The 14,941-nt window shown below is 68.6% G+C and carries 13 protein-coding genes and 2 tRNA genes; 11 read left to right on the top strand and 4 right to left on the bottom strand.

Annotated elements, in window-relative coordinates; translation table 11 throughout:
- Positions 1–45: 45 nt before the first annotated feature.
- Positions 46–759: a 2-C-methyl-D-erythritol 4-phosphate cytidylyltransferase gene (gene ispD / locus EZ313_RS22735; protein ID WP_135265598.1), complete on the top strand. Its 714-nt coding sequence runs from the start codon at positions 46–48 to the stop codon at positions 757–759.
- Positions 760–764: 5 nt separating this feature from the next.
- Positions 765–1,250 (top strand): 2-C-methyl-D-erythritol 2,4-cyclodiphosphate synthase, encoded by a 486-nt coding sequence (gene ispF / locus EZ313_RS22730; protein WP_205960472.1) that lies wholly within the window; start codon positions 765–767, stop codon positions 1,248–1,250.
- On the opposite strand, the gene EZ313_RS22725 is transcribed toward ispF, so the two are convergent.
- Positions 1,243–2,676 carry a sensor histidine kinase gene (locus EZ313_RS22725; protein ID WP_135265684.1) on the bottom strand — a complete coding sequence of 478 codons (1,434 nt, stop codon included), beginning with the start codon at positions 2,674–2,676 and terminating at the stop codon, positions 1,243–1,245. The genes ispF and EZ313_RS22725 overlap by 8 nt on opposite strands.
- Before the next feature lie 81 nt (positions 2,677–2,757).
- On the bottom strand, positions 2,758–3,489 hold the full coding sequence (gene ompR, locus EZ313_RS22720; RefSeq protein WP_055902032.1) for an osmolarity response regulator transcription factor OmpR: 732 nt from the start codon (positions 3,487–3,489) through the stop codon (positions 2,758–2,760).
- A gap of 164 nt (positions 3,490–3,653) precedes the next feature.
- On the opposite strand from ompR, the gene EZ313_RS22715 reads away from it, so the two are divergent.
- From EZ313_RS22715 to EZ313_RS22705, 3 genes are read left to right on the top strand one after another with little or no spacing between them, the layout of a single operon-like run.
- The gene (locus EZ313_RS22715) at positions 3,654–4,388 is read left to right on the top strand and encodes an SIMPL domain-containing protein (protein ID WP_135265596.1); all 735 of its coding nucleotides are present in this window, start codon (positions 3,654–3,656) and stop codon (positions 4,386–4,388) included.
- Between the two features lie 49 nt (positions 4,389–4,437).
- Positions 4,438–5,421 (top strand): diacylglycerol/lipid kinase family protein, encoded by a 984-nt coding sequence (locus tag EZ313_RS22710; protein WP_135265595.1) that lies wholly within the window; start codon positions 4,438–4,440, stop codon positions 5,419–5,421.
- Positions 5,418–6,233 carry a metallophosphoesterase family protein gene (locus tag EZ313_RS22705; RefSeq protein WP_135265594.1) on the top strand — a complete coding sequence of 272 codons (816 nt, stop codon included), beginning with the start codon at positions 5,418–5,420 and terminating at the stop codon, positions 6,231–6,233. The genes EZ313_RS22710 and EZ313_RS22705 overlap by 4 nt, the downstream gene beginning before the upstream one ends.
- 26 nt (positions 6,234–6,259) lie before the next feature.
- Here the strand turns inward: EZ313_RS22705 and EZ313_RS22700 are convergent, their stop codons facing one another.
- Positions 6,260–7,030: a 3-hydroxybutyrate dehydrogenase gene (locus tag EZ313_RS22700; RefSeq protein WP_135265593.1), complete on the bottom strand. Its 771-nt coding sequence runs from the start codon at positions 7,028–7,030 to the stop codon at positions 6,260–6,262.
- Between the two features lie 88 nt (positions 7,031–7,118).
- Between EZ313_RS22700 and EZ313_RS22695 the strand changes: the two genes are divergently transcribed.
- The 5 genes from EZ313_RS22695 (at position 7,119) to rimO (ending at position 12,522) form a co-directional block, all read left to right on the top strand.
- Positions 7,119–8,024, top strand: a complete 906-nt coding sequence (locus tag EZ313_RS22695; protein ID WP_135265592.1) for an alpha/beta fold hydrolase — start codon at positions 7,119–7,121, stop codon at positions 8,022–8,024.
- Positions 8,021–10,225 (top strand): RelA/SpoT family protein, encoded by a 2,205-nt coding sequence (locus tag EZ313_RS22690; protein WP_135265591.1) that lies wholly within the window; start codon positions 8,021–8,023, stop codon positions 10,223–10,225. Before EZ313_RS22695 ends, EZ313_RS22690 begins: the two co-directional genes overlap by 4 nt.
- Before the next feature lie 49 nt (positions 10,226–10,274).
- A tRNA-Val gene (locus EZ313_RS22685) sits at positions 10,275–10,351 on the top strand.
- 149 nt (positions 10,352–10,500) lie between these two features.
- A complete protein-coding gene (gene phaR / locus EZ313_RS22680; RefSeq protein WP_135265590.1) occupies positions 10,501–11,049 on the top strand; it encodes a polyhydroxyalkanoate synthesis repressor PhaR in 549 nt (182 codons plus the stop codon).
- Positions 11,050–11,142: 93 nt separating this feature from the next.
- Positions 11,143–12,522 (top strand): 30S ribosomal protein S12 methylthiotransferase RimO, encoded by a 1,380-nt coding sequence (gene rimO / locus EZ313_RS22675; protein ID WP_135265589.1) that lies wholly within the window; start codon positions 11,143–11,145, stop codon positions 12,520–12,522.
- Positions 12,523–12,575: 53 nt separating this feature from the next.
- Here the strand turns inward: rimO and EZ313_RS22670 are convergent.
- Positions 12,576–12,660, bottom strand: a tRNA-Leu gene (locus EZ313_RS22670).
- A gap of 24 nt (positions 12,661–12,684) precedes the next feature.
- On the opposite strand from EZ313_RS22670, the gene rnr reads away from it, so the two are divergent.
- Positions 12,685–14,937, top strand: coding sequence for a ribonuclease R (gene rnr, locus EZ313_RS22665; RefSeq protein ID WP_135265588.1), 2,253 nt, complete (start codon positions 12,685–12,687; stop codon positions 14,935–14,937).
- Positions 14,938–14,941: the final 4 nt, after the last annotated feature.

Below are 14,941 nucleotides of genomic sequence, written 5' to 3'. Positions count from 1 at the left end.
AACACCCCTCAACGCGCAGCTGAGGGGTGATGCGTCGATTCTAGAATGCCCCTCATCTTGGCTGCTGCTCATCCTTCCCATGCCCCCGTGCGGTATCACGCACTGATCCCGTCGGCGGGCACCGGCACGCGTGCGGGAACGGCGGGGCCGAAGCAGTACGAATCGGTTGCCGGGCGGATGCTGGTGCAGCACACGCTGGAGGCGTTCACCCGCGTGAAGCGGATCGCTTCCGTGCTGGTGGTGGTCGCGCCCGGCGACGAGCGCATGCCGGCCGGCGACGGCTATCGCGTCGTTGCCTGCGGAGGTGCGACGCGCGCGGCCTCGGTCGCGAACGGGCTGGCCGAGCTGCGGGCGCAGGGCGCCAAAGAGGACGATTGGGTGCTGGTGCACGATGCCGCGCGTTGCCTCGTCACGCCGCAGCAGATCGATCGCCTGATCGACGCGTGCCTGACCGACGACGTGGGTGGACTGCTGGCGCAGCCGCTGGCCGACACGCTCAAGCAGGAGGAGGCCGGCCGGGTGGCGCAGACGCTGTCGCGCGAGAAGAAGTGGCTCGCGCAGACACCGCAGATGTTCCGGCTGGCGCTGCTGCAGAAGGCGCTGCGGGAGGCGGCCGACGGGGTGACGGATGAAGCCTCGGCCATCGAGGCGATCGGGCTGAAGCCCTTGCTGGTGCCGGGCAGTGCGCAGAACTTCAAGGTGACCTGGCCGGAGGATTTCGCCCTGGCCGAGGCGGTGCTCAGGAGCAGGACGACATGAAGGGGATGCGGATCGGCGAGGGTTGGGATGTGCACGCGCTGGTGCCGGGGCGGCCGCTGGTGATCGGTGGCGTCGTGGTGCCGTACGAGCGTGGGCTGCTCGGGCATTCGGACGCCGACGTGCTGCTGCACGCGATCACCGATGCGATCCTCGGTGCAGCCGGGCTCGGCGACATCGGCCGGCATTTCCCGGACACCGACGCACGCTTCAAAGGTGCCGATTCGGCGCTGCTGCTCGAGGAAGCCGCGCGACGCGTGACGGCCGCAGGCTGGTCGATTGCCAATGTCGACAGCACCGTGATCGCCCAGGCGCCGAAGCTGGCGCCTCACATCGAGGCCATGCGCGAGCGAATCGCCAAGGCGCTCGGTCTCACGCCCGGCCAGGTGAACGTGAAGGCCAAGACCGCGGAGAAACTGGGGCCCGTGGGGCAGGGCCAGAGTATCGAGGCCCGGGCGGTTGTGCTGCTGCTCGCGGCCCCTGTCGTCAGCTGACCTCTTCGGCCTTCGGACTGCCGGCCGGCGCCTCGCCGGACATCGTCGACCTGGGCTTCTGCAGCTTGATGTGCGCGGCCAGCCCGCCCGAGGTGGTGTTGGCCAGCGCGAAGATGCCGCCCATGCGCTGCACCGTCTTGTCGACGATGGCCAGGCCGAGGCCCGCGCCGGTGGCAGCCGTGCGCGCCGCGTCGCCTCGGAAGAAGGGCTTGACCAGGTTGGGCAGCGCCTCGGGCGCCACGCCCATGCCGTGGTCGCGCACCTTGAGCAGCACCCATTCGTTGCGCTGCTTGGCCGCGATGTCCACGACGGCGATGCCCGTCTCCGGCGTCTTGCCGTAGCGGCGCGCGTTCTCCAGCAGGTTGGCGACGACGCGGGCCAGCTCCACCTCGTCCGCCAGCACGTAGAGGCTCTTGGGCACGTCGGTGTTGATCCGCATCTCGCCGTGGTCCTGCACGGCGTACACGCAGGCCTCGATCACGTCGCGCAGGTTCACCGGCTTCAGCTCGGCGTGGTCGGGGCGCGCGTAGTCGAGGAACTTGTCGATGATGGCGTCGAGCTGGTCGATGTCCGAGGCCATGTGTTCGCGGGCCTCGGGATCGCTCACGCTCATCTCGGTTTCCAGCCGCAGCCGGGCCAGCGGCGTGCGCAGGTCGTGCGAGATGCCCGCCAGCATGACGGCCCGGTCCTGCTCGATCTTGGCCAACTGCTGCGCCATGCGGTTGAAGCCGATGTTGACCTCGCGGATCTCGCTGGTCACGGCCTTCTCGTCCAGGCGGCTCGCGTCGAAGTCGCCGTCGCGCACCCGGCTGGCCGCGAACGACAGCTGCTTCAAAGGCCGGTTGATCAGGCGCGCGATCAGCGCGGCCCCCGCCAGCGAGAGGCCGGCCGCCGTGATCAGCCAGATCAGCCAAGTGCGGCCGCCGACGCGGGTGAATCGATTGCGGTCCATCAACAGCCAGTATGAATCGGCATCGATCTTGAAGCCGACCCAGAAGCCTTTTTCCGTGTTGACGGCAGAGGCAAGCACGGTGCCCGGGCCCAGCCGGGTAACGAGCTCTTCCGCTACACGCTCATCGAGTGAGGCCGAGTCGAACACGACGTAAACATCCGTCGGTTTGCTCGGCATGATGCGCACGCCTTCCTGCTCGGCCAGAGTCTTGATCAGGGAGACGCGCGCGATCTCATCGGAGTAACGCAGCGCCGCGCGGCTGAGGTTCACCAGCGAGGCGATCTGCTGGGCCGTCTGCACGGCGCGCGGCTCGAACTCGAGCGCGCGGAAGGTCTGCAGCCAGGCGACGATGGAGCCGATCAGCAGCAGGGACAGCAGGAAGAAGGTGCGCCAGAAGAGCGAGAGGCCGACTCGCGGACGCATCTCCAGCGGCGCGGGCGCCGTTTCCAGCGGCGCCGGGCCCGTCACCTCCATGCTGGTCGCAACGCCTCGAATCACCTGTCCCCTTCAGGAATGCAATGCCCCGGTCTGGGCCGGGGCTGCGCGGCAGGTGGATCAGCCCGCGCCGTCCGGCACGAAGACGTAGCCCACCCCCCAAACGGTCTGAATATAGCGTGGGGCTGATGGGTCCAGCTCGACAAGTTTGCGCAGCCGCGACACTTGCACGTCGAGGCTGCGGTCGAACGGTTCGAATTCACGGCCGCGGGCCAGTTGGGCGAGCTTTTCGCGCGACAGCGGCTGGCGCGGATGGCGCACCAGCGCCTTGAGCATGGCGAATTCGCCGGTGGTCAGCGGCAGCTCATCGCCGTTCTTGCGCAGGGTGCGGGCGCCCAGGTCGAAGGCGAACGGCCCGAAGGTGACGACCTCATTCTCGCTGGACGGCGCCCCGGGCGCTTCCTGGGCGGGCCGGCGGCGCAGCACCGCGTGCACGCGGGCCAGCAGTTCGCGCGGGTTGAACGGCTTGCCGAGGTAGTCGTCGGCGCCGACTTCCAGGCCCACGATCCGGTCGACGTCCTCGCCCTTGGCGGTCAGCATGATGATCGGGGTGCGGTCGTTGGCGGCGCGCAGGCGACGGCAGATGGACAGGCCGTCCTCGCCGGGCATCATCAGGTCGAGCACGATGAGGTCGGCCGTTTCGCGCAACATCAACCGGTTGAGCGCCTTGCCGTCCTCGGCCAGGATGACTTCGAAGCCTTCCTGGGTGAGGTAGCGCCTGAGCAGGTCACGGATCCGGGCGTCGTCGTCGACGACCAGGATCTTGTCGGTCCGGGCGGCAGCTTGTGTCATGATGCTCCAAAACGTATTTGTAACAGCGCCGATTCTGAGGGCCTTGCCCAGCGAATTCCGGCGATCCGGCGGGCTCCTGACACACTGTTACAAAAGTTGCGGCGCGTGGGACCGATTCACTTTCCAGCCGTGAACTTCACCGCCCCTGCAACGTTGAAGCTGAGATGAACTCCCCCCGATTCCCCCTGAGACAGTTCCGATTCCTCCTTGCCGCAGCCCTGCTGGGCGCCTCTGCAGCATCTGCGGCCCAGACCGTGCCGGTGCCGTTTCCGGTGCCGGAGAACGTTGTCCAGCTGACGGCCGCCGCCACGGTGGAAGTGCCGCAGGACTTGCTTTCTTTCGTATTAACCGTCACGCGCGAGGGCACGGACCCCGGCCAGATCCAGCAGCAGCTCAAGGGCGTCCTCGACCAGGCTTTGACCGATGCGCGCAAGGCCGCGCAGCCCGGCGCCATGGACGTGCGCACCGGCAACTTCAGCATCAGCCCCCGCTACGGCCGGGAAGGGCGCATCACCGGCTGGGTGGGCACCGCGGAGCTGCTGCTCGAAGGCACGGACTTCGGGCGCATCAGCCAGACGGCGGGCCGGCTTCAGAACATGACGGTCGCGGGCGCCTCGTTCCGCCTGAGCCGCGAGAAGCGCGAGCAGGCCGAGCGCGAGGCGCAGGGCGAGGCCGTCGCGCGGTTCCGCAGCCGGGCGGGCGAGCTTGCGAAGAGCTTCGGCTTCACCAGCTACAGCCTGCGCGAGGTGTCGGTGCATGCGCAGGAGCCCGGCATCCCGCCGCGGCCGCGCATGATGGCCATGGAAGCCAAGGCGGCCTCGGCCGACGCGCCCGTTCCGGTCGAGGCCGGAAAGGCGGCCGTGGTGGTCAACGTATCGGGTTCCGTACAGCTTCGCTAGCCGGCGTCCGACAGGTCGGCGCGGGCCGCGCGCCCGACACTCGGCGTCCATGTTGGCCGAGGTCACCGATGCAGCAGCTCCCCCCGATGCAGCCAGCACCGGGCCCGAGCTGTTCGTGCTGATCAACCCCGGGTCGGGCGACACGGACGCACAGGAGCGCCGCGCGGTGCTCGAACGCGTCTTCAACGAGGCCGGCCGGCGCTTCCGCTTCGTCGCCCTCGACGGCCCCTGGGACCTCGCCCAGGCCAGCGAGGTGGCGTGTTCGCTGGCCGAGATCAACAAGGGCATCGTGGTGGCCGTCGGCGGCGACGGCACCCTCAACACCGTGGCGCAGGCCGCATGGAACCGCGGCTGTCCCCTGGGCGTGCTGCCGCAGGGCACTTTCAACCTGTTCGGCCGCGAGTACGGGATCGCGCAGGACCTGGAGACCGCCGCTCGCGCCTTGCTGAACGCTCAGCCCGAGCCGGTGCAGGTGGGCCAGATCAACCACCGCGTCTTCCTGGTGAACGCCAGCCTGGGCATGTACCCGCAGCTGCTGCAGGACCGCGAAACGTTCAAGAAGCAATTCGGAAGGCATCGCTGGGTCGCCTTGCTCGCCGGGCTGAAGACCATCTTCGTGTGGCGCCGGCAGCTGGCGCTGGAGATCGACCTGGACGGGCAGCGCACGCTGCTGACGACGCCCACCTTGTTCGTGGGCAACAACCGCCTGCAGCTGGAGCGAATCGGCATGGAGGCGCAGGTCTCCTCGCGTGTAGGCGAGGGCTGCCTGGCCGCGCTGATCGCCAAGCCGATCGGCACCTGGACCACGGTGTGGCTGATGCTTCGCGGCGCTTTCGGGCGATTGGGCGATGCGGAGCAGCTCCACAGCTTCGCCTTCCGAACCCTCACCGTCCGCGCGCTGCGCATGCGGCGCATGAAGGTGGCGGCGGACGGCGAGGTCGGCGTCATGACGCCGCCACTGCGCTTCCAGGTGGCCGAGCGGCCGCTCATGCTGATGGTGCCGCGCCCCGAAGACCGGGCGCCCGTGGAATGAGCCTGCTGCTGCACATCTCCGACCCGCATTTCGGCACGGAGCAGCAGCCGGTCGTGGACGCCCTTCGGCAACTGACGCACGAGCTGCACCCGGACGTGGTGGTGCTCAGCGGCGACATCACCCAGCGCGCGCGCAGCGCCCAATTCGCGGCAGCGCGCGCGTTCTGCGATTCGCTTGGCGTGCCGCACCTGCTCACGCTGCCGGGCAACCACGACATCCCGCTCTACAACCTCTGGGCGAGGCTGTTCGATCCGTACGGCGGTTACCGCGCGGCGTTCGGCCGCGAGCTGGAGCCGGAGCTGGACCTGGACGATCTGCTCGTCCTGTGCGTCAACACCACCCGTCCCAACCGGCACAAGGACGGCGAGGTGTCGCGTTCACAGATCGAACGCGTGTCGCAGCGGCTGCAGAAAGCGCGCCGCGAGCAGCTGCGCGTGGTCGTCACCCACCAGCCGGCCTGCGTGATGCGGGAAGAGGACGAGAAGGACCGGCTGCACGGCGGCCATCGCGCGGTGCAGGCCTGGTCGAAGGCGGGCGCGGACCTCGTGCTGGGCGGGCACATCCACCTGCCGTACATGACCGACCTGTGTGCGCGCGTGAAGGGCACCGAGCGCCCCATGTTCTGCCTGCAGGCGGGCACGGCGGTGTCGCACCGCGTGCGGTTCAACACGCCGAATTCAGTCAATGTGCTGAGGTGGTCGGCGCCGCTGGCGGGGCAGCCGCGCGAGTGCAAGGCGCAGCGCTGGGACTTCGACCTGGCCGACGGGCGCTTCGAATGCACGCACGACCACGAGCTCAAGCTCGCGGAGTAGCGCGAACTACGTCAGCGGCTCCGGGCCTACTGCGCTGCCCAACCCCCGTCCATGTTCCACGCCACCCCGCGCACGTTGTTCGCGGCGGGCGAGCAGAAGAACACGGCGAGCTCGCCCAGCTCTTCCGGCGTGGTGAACTGCATCGAGGGTTCCTTCTCGCCCAGCAGGCGCTTGGTGGCTTCCTCGTTGCTCCAGCCGTTGGCGGCGGCCTTGGCATCCACTTGCTTCTGCACCAGTGGCGTGAGCACCCAGCCGGGGCAGATGGCGTTGCAGGTCACGCCGGTGGTCGCGGTTTCCAGCGCGACCACCTTCGTCATGCCGACGATGCCGTGCTTGGCCGCGACGTAGGCCACCTTCTCGGCCGACGCCACCAGCCCGTGCACCGAGGCGATGTTGATGATGCGGCCCCAGTTGGCCGCCTTCATCGCGGGCAGCGCGAGGCGCGTGGCGTGGAACGCGCTCGAGAGGTTGATCGCGATCACCGCATCCCAGCGCTCCGGCGGGAAGTCTTCCACCCTGGCGACGTGCTGGATGCCGGCGTTGTTGACCAGGATGTCTACGCGGCCGAAACGCCCGGACGCGAACTTCATCATCTCGTCGATCTCGGCCGGCTTGCTCATGTCGGCGCCGTGGTAGGCCACCTTCACGCCCAGCTTCGACACCTCGGCCTTGGGGCCTTCGACGTCGCCGAAGCCGTTGAGCACGATGTCGGCGCCCTGCCGCGCGAGCGCCTTGGCGATGCCGAGGCCGATGCCGCTGGTCGAGCCCGTGACGAGGGCGGTTTTGCCTTTGAGCATGGGAATGTCTTTCGTGATCGGTTGGTACGATGCTGGCGCATGCGCCGGGCTCCGTGCGGGGCCGCGCGAAGTATCGGACATTTGCCCCATGGCCTCCCCTAAGCTGAACTACGTACCGTGCGCCGACGCCGACGGCGCGCACCGCATGGCGTACTGGAGCTGGGGCGCCGAGGACGCCGGCCGCGTGGTCGTCTGCGTGCACGGCCTGTCGCGGCAGGGGCGCGACTTCGACGTGCTGGCCGCGTCGCTGGTGGATCGCAGCGCGGAGCCGATCCGGGTCGTGTGCCCCGACGTGGTGGGCCGCGGCCGCAGCGACTGGCTGAAGAACCCGCAGGGCTACCAGCTGCCGACCTACGCGGGCGACATGCTGGCGATGCTCGCGCAACTCCATTCCCAGGCGCCGATCACGGATCTCTCCTGGTTCGGCACCAGCATGGGCGGCCTGATCGGCATGGGCCTCGCCGGCTCGCCGAAGCTGCCGCTGCCGGTCCCGATCAAGCGGCTGGTGCTCAACGACGTCGGTCCGGCGGTGCAGTGGTCCGCCATCCAGCGCATCAGCGGCTACCTGGGCCGCACCGGCCGCTTCAGCGACCTGCGCGAGGCGGCCGACGCGATGTGGAAGATCTCCACCAGCTTCGGGCCGCACACGCCGCAGCAATGGCTGTCGCTGTCCGAAGCCATGGTCAAGCCGCTGCCCGAAGGCGGCGTCACGCTGCACTACGACCCGGCCATCGCCGTGCCGGTGAAGGCGATGACGGAGGCCCAGGCCGCCGAAAGCGAAGCGGCGCTGTGGACCCTCTACGACGCGATCACGGCGCGCACGCTCGTCGTCCGCGGCGCGCAGTCGGACCTGCTCTCGCGCGACACCGCGATCGAGATGACGCGACGCGGCCCCCGCGCCGAGCTCCTCGAGTTCGAAGGCGTGGGCCATGCGCCCACCTTCGTCGCACCCGGGCAGGTCGACGCCGCCGTCTCCTTCCTGCTGCGGCCATGAAGCGGCAGATGGCCGAACCCGTGCAGGGCGGCCCGGTCCCCGAGCTGATCGCCGCGGCCGAGCAGTCCCTGCCGCAGCAGAGGGATGCGCTGGCCCGCGCCCGCGCTTTCGCCGAGCCCTTCATCGCGTCCGAAACGCTGGACACCGGCGAGAACACGCTGGAGCACGCCGATGCGGTCGCGGCGATCCTGAAATCCATGGGCGGCTCGCAGGCCATGCAGGCGGCGAGCTACCTGGTCTACGCCTGCCCGCACCTGAACAAGCCGCAGGAGGTGATCGCCAAGGCGTTCGGCGAGAGCTACGCGGCCCTGGCGATCGAGACCACCGCGCTGGTGCGGGTGCAGCGCCAGGCCCGCTCGGCCGAAGACTCGCTGAAGCCGGTCGACGACCCCAAGGTCCAGACCGAGAACGTGCGCAAGATGCTGCTGGCGTTCTCGCGCGACCTGCGCGTCGTGATGCTGCGCCTCGCTTCCCGACTGCAGACGCTGCGCTGGCACGCCGCGCGCAAGGTGCCGGCGCCGCCGAGCGTCGCGCGCGAAGCGCTCCACATCTTCGCGCCGCTCTCCAACCGGCTGGGCATCTGGCAGGTCAAGTGGGAGATGGAGGACCTGGCCTTCCGCTTCCTGGAGCCCGACACCTACAAGCAGGTGGCCCGGCTGCTGGACGAGAAGCGCGCCGAGCGCGAGGCCTACGTCGAGCAGTTGCGCCTGCGCCTTCAGGCCGAACTGAAGTCGCAGGGCGTTTCGGCCCAGGTGCAGGGCCGGCCCAAGCACATCTACAGCATCGTCAAGAAGATGCGCGGCAAGGCGCTGGACTTCGCCGAGGTGTTCGACGTGCGCGCGCTGCGGGTCATCGTGCCCGACGTGCGCGACTGCTACGCGGCACTGTCGTGGGTGCACCAGAAGTACGAGGCGATCCCGTCGGAGTTCGACGACTACATCGCCAGACCCAAGCCGAACGGCTACCAGTCGCTGCACACGGTGGTGCGCGACGAGGCCGGTCGGCCGATCGAGATCCAGATCCGCACCCACGCGATGCACGACCACGCCGAGCACGGAGTCGCGGCGCACTGGGCCTACAAGGAGGCGGGGAGCAAGGGCTATTCGGGCGTGTCGGCCGCGGGCGAGTACGACGCCAAGATCGCCGTGCTGCGGCAACTGCTGGCGTGGGAGCGGGACCTGGCGGGCGCCAGCGAAGGCCTGTTCGAAGACCGCATCTACGTGCTCACGCCGAATGCGGCCATCGTGGAACTGCCGCAGGGCGCCACGCCGGTGGACTTCGCGTACACCGTGCACACGAACCTGGGCCACCGCTGCCGCGGCGCACGCGTGGACGGGGCGATGGTGCCGCTGAACACGCCGCTGCAGAACGGCCAGACCGTCGAGATCGTCGCGACCAAGGAAGGCGGACCCTCGCGCGACTGGCTCAACGCCGATCTCGGCTTCCTGGCGAGCCATCGCGCCAAGGCCAAGGTGCGCGCGTGGTTCAACGAGCAGGTCCGGCACGAGACCATCGCGCGCGGGCGGGAGCTCGTGGAAAAGCTGCTGCAGCGCGAAGGCCGCACTTCGCTGAACCACAACGACCTGGCCGCGCAACTGGGCTTCAAGTCGCCGGACGACCTGTTCTTCGTGGTCGGCAAGGACGAGTACTCGCTGCGCAACATCGAGACGCTGCTGCATCCGCCCGAGGCGCCGCTGCCGCAGGACGAGTACCTGCTGCTGAAGAAGGCGCGGCCCGCGGACCGCTCGCCCAAGGGCGGCGTGCTCGTGGTGGGCGTCGACTCGCTGATGACGCAGCTGGCGCGCTGCTGCAAACCCGCGCCGCCGGACGACATCGCCGGCTTCGTGACGCGCGGCAAGGGCGTGAGCATCCACCGCACGGACTGCAGCAACTTCCGCGAGATGGCCGCGCGCAACGCCGAACGCGTGATCGAAGTGGAGTGGGGCCGCTCCAAGGCCGACGCGGGCGCGGTCTACCCGGTGGATGTGGCGGTGGAGGCCGCGGACCGGCAGGGCCTGCTGCGCGACATCTCCGAGGTGTTCGCCAAGGAGAAGATGAACGTGATCGGCGTGCAGACCCAGTCGGTGCGCGGCACGGCGTGGATGACGTTCACCGTGGAGATCACCGATTCGGCGCGGCTGGCCCGTGTGCTGGGGCTCGTGCGCGAGGTCGGCGGAGTGCGCACGGCGCGTCGGCGCTGAAAGCCGGCGCGAGCTCCTCTGCTACAATCCCGCCTCTCGAACGACATTCAGGCGCGTAGCTCAGCTGGTTAGAGCACCACCTTGACATGGTGGGGGTCGTTGGTTCGAGTCCAATCGCGCCTACCACTTCCCTAGAGAACTTCCCGCCTGGTGGCGGTGCGCTGCCGTAGGGTAAACCTGCGGGGCGCGCGCAGGCGGCGTTTCTAGAATCTTTTGCACCGCCGCATGCGCCCGCCACGGCGCGCGGTCGCGAAGAACCCCCAGGAGTTCCCCTCGTGCAAAGCAAGAAAGCCGCCGCCCGCGCCGCGGAACCCGCGCAGCCCGTGCAGCGCGTGATCAAGAAGTATCCGAATCGGCGGCTGTACGACACGGACACGTCCACGTACATCACGCTGGCGGAAGTCAAGCAGCTGGTGATGGGCAACGAGCCGTTCACCGTGCGCGATGCCAAGACCAACGAGGACCTGACGCGAAGCATCCTGCTGCAGATCATCCTGGAGGAGGAGGCGGGCGGCGCGCCGATGTTCAGCGAGGCGGCCCTGGCCAACATCATCCGTTTCTACGGGCATGCGGCGCAGGGCTTCATGGGCACCTACCTCGAGAAGAACGTGCAGGCGTTCACCGACATCCAGGCCAAGCTGGCCGAGCAGTCGAAGAACCTCACGCCCGAGATGTGGGCGCAGTTCATGAACATGCAGAACCCGCTGATGCAGGGGATGATGGGCAGCTACGTCGAGCAGTCCAAGACCATGTTCGACAAGATGCAGGAACAGATGCAGAAGCAGACCGAGCAGATGCTCGGCGCCTTCATCGGCAAGCGGTAATCCGCTCCAGCCGCATCCACGGCCGGGTGTCCCGGCCCTTTTCATCTGGGCCGGCCGCAGCCGGCGAATCGTCCCTTTGGGACAATACCGACCATGAGTGATTCGACCGTTGCGCAGGCACCCCCGAAGGTGGGCTTCGTGAGCCTCGGCTGCCCCAAGGCGCTGACCGACTCGGAGCTGATCCTGACCCAGCTTTCCGCCGAGGGCTACCGAACGTCCAAGACCTTCGAGGGCGCCGACCTGGTGATCGTCAACACCTGCGGCTTCATCGATGACGCCGTCAAGGAAAGCCTGGACACCATCGGCGAGGCGCTGGCCGAAAACGGGAAGGTGATCGTTACCGGCTGCCTGGGCGCGCGTTCGGGCGAGGGCGGCGGCAACATGGTGCGCGAGGTCCATCCGTCCGTGCTCGCGGTCACCGGACCGCATGCCACGCAGGAAGTGATGGACGCGGTGCACACGCACCTGCCCAAGCCGCACGACCCGTTCGTGGACCTGGTGCCGGCCGCGGGCATCAAGCTCACCCCCGGGCACTACGCCTACCTGAAGATCAGCGAGGGCTGCAACCACCGCTGCACCTTCTGCATCATCCCCTCGATGCGCGGCGACCTGGTGAGCCGACCGGTGGGCGACGTGCTCAAGGAAGCGCGGGCGCTGTTCGAAAGCGGCGTGAAGGAACTGCTGGTGGTCAGCCAGGACACGTCGGCGTACGGCGTCGACGTCAAGTACCGCACCGGCTTCTTCGACGGGCGCCCGGTGAAGACACGCATGCTGGAACTCGTGCAGGCGCTGGGCGAACTGGCGCAGCCGCACGGCGCGTGGGTGCGGCTGCACTACGTCTATCCGTATCCGTCGGTCGACGAGGTGATCCCGCTCATGGCCACGGGCGCTGTGCTGCCTTACCTGGACGTGCCGTTCCAGCACAGCCATCCCGACGTGCTGCGCCGGATGAAGCGGCCGGCCAGCGGCGAGCGCAACCTGGAGCGGCTGCAGAAATGGCGCGAGGCCTGTCCCGAGCTGGTGGTTCGCAGCACCTTCATCGCGGGCTTCCCGGGCGAGACCGAAGAGGAGTTCGAGCACCTGCTGGACTTCGTGCGCGAGGCGCAGATCGATCGCGCCGGCTGCTTCGCCTACAGCCCCGTCGAGGGCGCGGCCGCCAACGAGTTGCCCGGCATGCTGCCGGCGCAAGTGCGCGAGGAGCGCCGCGCGCGCTTCATGGCGGTGGCCGAGGCAGTGTCGGCGAAACGCCTGCAGCGGCGCGTGGGCGCGACGATGCAGGTGCTGGTGGATTCGGCGCCGGGCCTCGGGCGCAAGGGCGGCCTGGGCCGCAGCTACGCGGACGCGCCGGAGATCGACGGCACCGTCCGGCTTCTTCCGCCGCAGAAGCTGAGCAAGCAGCTGAAGGTGGGCGAATTCACCCGGGCGCGCATCGTGGCCACCGAAGGCCACGACCTGGTCGGGCTGCCGATCTGAAGCACGACCCCCAAACGAATAAAGCCGGCTTGTGCCGGCTTTATGATTTGACTTGGTGCCCAGGAAGGGACTCGAACCCCCACGATGTTACTCGCTAGTACCTGAAACTAGTGCGTCTACCAATTCCGCCACCTGGGCATTTCAGGAAGACAAGGATTCTATATCAAAAACATCGGACCCCAACACACGGGCGGCCTCCTCGATGAAGTCGAGGGAGCGATCCAGGGACATCGCGACGGCCACGGCTATGTCGTGCGAGACGACGGCGAGACCGACATCTACCTGCCCCCCAACGAGATGCGCGCGGTGCTGCACAAGGACCGCGTGCGCGCGCGCATCGTGCGCCATGACCGCAAGGGCCGCCCCGAAGGGCGCGTGGTCGAGATCGTCGAGCGACCGGCCCAGCCGATCATCGGCCGCCTGCTGCACGAGAGCGGCGTCTGGCTGGTCGCGCCCGAGGACAAGCGTTATGGGCAGGACGTCCTCATCCCGAAAGGCGCCACCGGCACCGCGAAGCCGGGGCAGGTGGTGGTCGTCGAACTCACCGAACCGCCGAGCCTCTACGGCCAGCCGGTCGGCCGGGTCAAGGAGGTGCTGGGCGAGATCGACGACCCCGGCATGGAGATCGAGATCGCGGTGCGCAAGTACGGCGTGCCGCACGAGTTCTCCGAGCCCTGCATCGCGCAGGCGCGGGTGCTGCCGGACAAGGTTCAACCGAAGGACCGCAAGCACCGCGTCGACCTGACCGACGTTCCGCTGGTCACCATCGACGGCGAGGACGCGCGCGACTTCGACGACGCCGTGTACTGCGAGCCGGCCAAGGTCGGCCGCGGCAAGGGCTGGCGCCTCCTGGTCGCCATCGCGGACGTCAGCCATTACGTGGAGACCGGCAGCGCGATCGATGTCGATGCGTACGACCGCGCCACCAGCGTCTACTTCCCGCGCCGGGTGATCCCGATGCTCCCGGAGAAACTATCGAACGGGCTGTGCTCGCTGAACCCGGAGGTCGATCGCCTCTGCATGGTTTGCGACATGCTGATCGCGCCCACCGGCGAGATCCAGGCCTACCAGTTCTACCCGGCCGTGATGTGGAGCCATGCCCGCTTCACGTACACGGAGGTGGCGGCGATCCTGGCCAACACCCGCGGCCCCGAGGCCCAGCGCCGCAAGGAACGGGTGGGCGACCTGCTCAACCTGCACGACGTCTACCGCGCGCTGCTCAAGTCGCGCCAGGCGCGCGGCGCCGTCGATTTCGAGACGACGGAGACGCAGATCATCTGCGACGAGAACGGCCGCATCGAGAAGATCGTGCCGCGCACGCGCAACGACGCGCACCGCCTGATCGAGGAGGCCATGCTGGCCGCCAACGTCTGCGCCGCCGACTACATCCAGGAAAGCAAGCACCCGGGCCTGTACCGGGTGCACGAAGGCCCGACCCCGGAGAAGAAGGAGATCCTGCGCAACTACCTCAAGGCCATGGGCGTGGGGCTCACGATCAGCGACGAGCCTATGCCCGGCGAGTTCCAGAGGATCGCCGAGGCCACCAAGGAGCGGCCCGACGCGCAGCAGATCCACACCATGCTGCTGCGCTCGATGCAGCAGGCGATCTACACACCGATCAACAGCGGCCACTTCGGGCTTGCCTACGACGCCTACACGCACTTCACCAGCCCGATCCGCCGCTACCCGGACCTGCTGGTGCACCGCGTGATCAAGGCAATCCTCGCCAAGACCCACTACACGCTGCCCGCGCTGCCGACGCCGGGCGAAGCGCACGAGAAGCTGGCGCGCCGCCTGGCCACCCGCGTGGCGCCGCCCCACCAGAAGCTGAAGAAGGCGCCGCCCACGCGGGAGGTGCAGGCCTGGGAAGCCGCCGGCCTGCACTGCAGTGCCAACGAACGCCGCGCCGACGAGGCCAGCCGCGACGTGGAGGCCTGGCTCAAGTGCAAGTACATGCGCGAGCACCTCGGCGAGGAGTACAGCGGCGTGGTCAGCGCGGCCACCACCTTCGGCATCTTCGTCACGCTGGACGCGCTGTACGTCGAAGGCCTGGTGCACATCACCGAGCTGGGCGGCGAGTACTTCAAGTTCGACGAGGCGCGGCAGGAGTTGCGCGGCGAGCGAACCGGCATCCGCTACGCCATCGGCACGCGCGTGCGGGTGCAGGTCAGCCGGGTCGACCTCGACGGCCGCAAGATCGACTTCCGCCTGGTGCGCGAAGGCGAGGAGCTGGAACTGCGGGCGATGCGCGAGAAGGGCGTTTCGCCGGGGCCGTCCGGCAAGACCTCCGGCAAGCGGGCGTCCGCGCGCAAGACGGCGAAGGCGGCCGAGCGCTCGCCGATCCAGAACCTGAAGGCGGCCGTGAAGAAGGCCGCCGCAAGCGCCAAGAGCAAGGGCCGCAAAGGGCGGCGCTGAGGAG

Origin of the sequence: Ramlibacter henchirensis, assembly GCF_004682015.1 — a bacterium.
Classification (GTDB): domain Bacteria; phylum Pseudomonadota; class Gammaproteobacteria; order Burkholderiales; family Burkholderiaceae_C; genus Ramlibacter; species Ramlibacter henchirensis.
This window is presented reverse-complemented; position numbering and strand designations above follow the sequence as displayed.